The sequence below is a fragment of the Methanoregula sp. PtaB.Bin085 genome, from assembly GCF_002067035.1.
Classification (GTDB): Archaea; Halobacteriota; Methanomicrobia; order Methanomicrobiales; family Methanospirillaceae; genus Methanoregula.
Genome location: NZ_MVQB01000035.1, coordinates 1 through 3,158 on the forward strand (window position 1 = coordinate 1; position 3,158 = coordinate 3,158).

A 3,158-nucleotide genomic window follows, 5' to 3' on the forward strand; every position below is an offset into this window, starting at 1 on the left:
TGCGATGAGTGAAAGGTAGATGGCGAGGGTGAAAGCGAAGAAAGAGAGGTAAAGTCGGGTTGGGAGGGATTTTGCATAATCCAGATACAATTGACTTTTCATTTCTTGATTGAATGATGCGAATAAGGATAAATTTTCAGCATAAGAATTTTTTAAAAGGAAAAGGGATCTAGGTGGTCGATGCTTCGAATTGTTCTTCAAACAATTTATTTTTGAATTAAATTAAGAGATTCTTCTTTAATAAGGTGTATAATCTTAAATAATTCCAACACGGTGATATTTACGATGGTTAATATTAAAAAAATTGAGAATTCAATTTTACAGATTAAATCTGAATTTTCAGATTTAAGCCCCGAGGGCCATTCAAATTATTATACAAGAATTTGGCAGCGAACCCATTCTGCTAATGAAATGGAAAGGAATTTTTGGATTTCTACTATCACAGGACTTAGTGCGGGGTTGATAAGTGGCATGGTTATTTGGACTCTAGATAAACATCCCATTCTATTTTTAATCCCAATTTGCACATTTCTTGTAGTTGTTGCATATGGTTTTCATCGTTTGACAATTATTGATAACTAGTAATTTTTTCAATTGGTAAAATTACAAATTTTTTATGAACTAATCCCCCCTTTCACCCCCCGCGGTTTTCCCTTATCACCCTCTCTCCCCCACGCACTCCTCGTGCCCGGGACACGCGATCCCGACACACAGGAGAACACCAACATGCACGAAATCACCCAGGAAACCCTGGACCACCTCCCTGACCCCATCGCCAAGCTCGTCTGGGAGAAATGGATCGCCGAAGGAAAAGCCCGCCTGGTCACACGCTGCGAGGTGAAGGCATGCCCGACCGCACCAGAATAGGCGGCAGCCCCCAGCCCGATTCATGCGCGAACACGGAATCCGGGGAGACTGCCACCAGCTCTTCAGTCCCGGACAAAATAAGCGCTCCGGAAGGCACCGTCACCCATAGGTCGGGCCCGGTGCCGCTCTACCTCATCGCCCAGGCCATCTCCACCGGAGTCCACGAGCACGGCGACAGGATCCTCGCGGTCTATATCCGGAGAACCCGGAACCACCAGTACCTCATTACCCTCTTCACCGGGAAGGAGGAGGGGGATGCCCATGCATGAGCCGGGGACCCTCTCCCGCGGAGAGGACGGAAACATCTGCATCAAGGCCGAGGATGAGAACTATTACATTCCGGCCGGAGATGTCCGGCCGCTACTGCTCGCCGGGAAAGCGACGCCGGTACTCGCCACCCGGCGTGTGCCCCGCGGAGGAGGGCTGGCGATCATCGAAGGCTATGCGGTTGTGGGCAGCGGCGGGAGATCGGTCTTGATCTATAGCAGGGCCGGCCACTTCATCACCCCGATGGTGAACTTCCTCCGGGTGGCACGGGGCGAGGCACAATCAGCCCCGCTCTTCCCGCTCATCCCGGGGGATGCGGGAGCGGGGCCATGAGCGATGATCTCAGGAACGCACTCTCCCTCCTCTCTCCTGCAGGCAACGTGATCGAACTCCGGGCAATCGCGGATGCCGCAGTCCACAGCGGGTACTTCGACGACCAGGAAGCCCTCATCACACAGGCCCAGACGCTCGACTCGCTCCCAGATGTCCAGGGGATCTATGTCACCCTGAACGAAGTGAATCCCGCACTCCTCGCACGGCGGGCAAACCGGGTGAAGCTCAGGCTCGGCCGGAAGGACGCCACGACAAGCGATGCCGACATCATCCGCCGCCGGTGGTTTCCCATCGACGTGGACCCGCAGAGGCCGAGCGGCGTCTCTTCGACCGATGGCGAGCACCGGGCAGCCCTTGTCCGGGCAGAAGTGATCGCCAGGTTTCTTAGCAACGAGAAGGGATGGCCGGCCCCAGTCCTCGCGGACTCGGGCAACGGTGCGCATCTTCTCTACCGGATCGATCTCCCGAACGATGACGCAAGCCGGGACCTGGTGAAGCGGTGCCTCGAAGTGCTGGACCTGCTCTTCTCGGACCCGGTATGCGGCATCGACACGGCGAATTTCAACGCCGCCCGGATCTGGAAGCTCTACGGCACGACATCGAGAAAGGGGGACCACACCAGGGACCGCCCGCACCGGGTGTCCCGGGTGCTCTCGGCTCCGGGCGTTCTGCAGGTCGTATCGCCGGCACTCCTGCAGCAACTCGCAGGGGCGATTCCCACCGAAGGGCTGGCACCGCACGCAAAGAAGCACGGCCCCTTCGACCTCCGTGCCTGGCTCGCCGGGCACGGCATCCGCATCCGGTCGGAACGTCCCTGGAACGGCGGGACCCTGTATGCCCTGGAGGAGTGCCCGTTCTCTACCGCACACCACGACGGGGCGTTCGCCATCCAGTTCGCGAGCGGGGCGGTGTTTGCCGGCTGCCACCACCAGAGCTGCGGCGGCGGTTCGCAGCGGTGGCAGGAACTCAGGAACCGGTATGAGCGGAATACGCCTCCACGCCCGGCGGCCCCGCCCAGAAACTCCGGGACCGTCACTCCGCCACTGGCTTCTCCCCCGGAAATGGAAGAGGCCCTTGAGATCCTCGATTCCGGCGACCCGCTGCGCGAGATGCTCCGGACCTTCGCACTCGACCATGAGGGCGACGCCACTGTCGCCGAATGCCTCATCCTCTCCCTCGCCTCGCGATCGGTAATCAACACCAACGGACTGCACGTCTCCGTCACCGGCGAGAGCGGGAAGGGCAAGAGCCACGCGTTCGGAACGATGCTCCGGCAGGTCCCGGAGCGATTCCGGCTCAAGGGGGCGATGAGCAACAAAGCGCTCTTCTACCACGACAACCTGCAGCCCGGCAGCGTGATCGTGCTCGACGATACCACGCTCTCCGACGAGATGCAGGAGATCCTCAAAGGCGTGACTACCTCCTTCCGGGAGCCGTTCATCTACCGCACCGTCAGCCGGGACCGGAAGGGGTTCGTGTGCACGATCCCGGAACGGTGCGTCTGGTGGGTGGCAAAGGTCGAGGGTTCGGGCGACGACCAGGTCTTCAACCGGATGCTCACCTGCTGGATCGACGACTCGCCCGAGCAAGACCGGAGGGTCCTTGCCCGGATCCTCCTCCGCGACCAGGAGGTCCCCCGCCACGGCGACCGGGAATCCCACGAGGTCCGGGTGTGCCGGGCGATGTGGGAG

3 protein-coding genes and 1 pseudogene are annotated in these 3,158 nt (G+C 58.7%); all 4 read left to right on the forward strand.

Annotated elements, in window-relative coordinates:
* Window positions 1-684: 684 nt before the first annotated feature.
* On the forward strand, window positions 685-867 hold the full coding sequence (locus A4E33_RS08150; protein ID WP_292347205.1) for a hypothetical protein: 183 nt from the start codon (window positions 685-687) through the stop codon (window positions 865-867).
* Window positions 846-1,136: a hypothetical protein gene (locus A4E33_RS08155; RefSeq protein ID WP_292347206.1), complete on the forward strand. Its 291-nt coding sequence runs from the start codon at window positions 846-848 to the stop codon at window positions 1,134-1,136. Before A4E33_RS08150 ends, A4E33_RS08155 begins: the two co-directional genes overlap by 22 nt.
* On the forward strand, window positions 1,123-1,467 hold the full coding sequence (locus tag A4E33_RS08160; protein WP_292347207.1) for a hypothetical protein: 345 nt from the start codon (window positions 1,123-1,125) through the stop codon (window positions 1,465-1,467). The genes A4E33_RS08155 and A4E33_RS08160 overlap by 14 nt, the downstream gene beginning before the upstream one ends.
* Window positions 1,464-3,158 (forward strand): annotated as a pseudogene (locus A4E33_RS08165) (hypothetical protein); the annotation flags it as partial. The gene A4E33_RS08160 and the pseudogene A4E33_RS08165, both read left to right, overlap by 4 nt.

Coding starts and splice junctions, on each gene's coding strand:
- A4E33_RS08155 (WP_292347206.1), top strand. CDS start 846: ATGCCCGACCGCACCAGAATAGGCGGCAGCCCCCAGCCCGATTCATGC.
- A4E33_RS08160 (WP_292347207.1), top strand. CDS start 1,123: ATGCCCATGCATGAGCCGGGGACCCTCTCCCGCGGAGAGGACGGAAAC.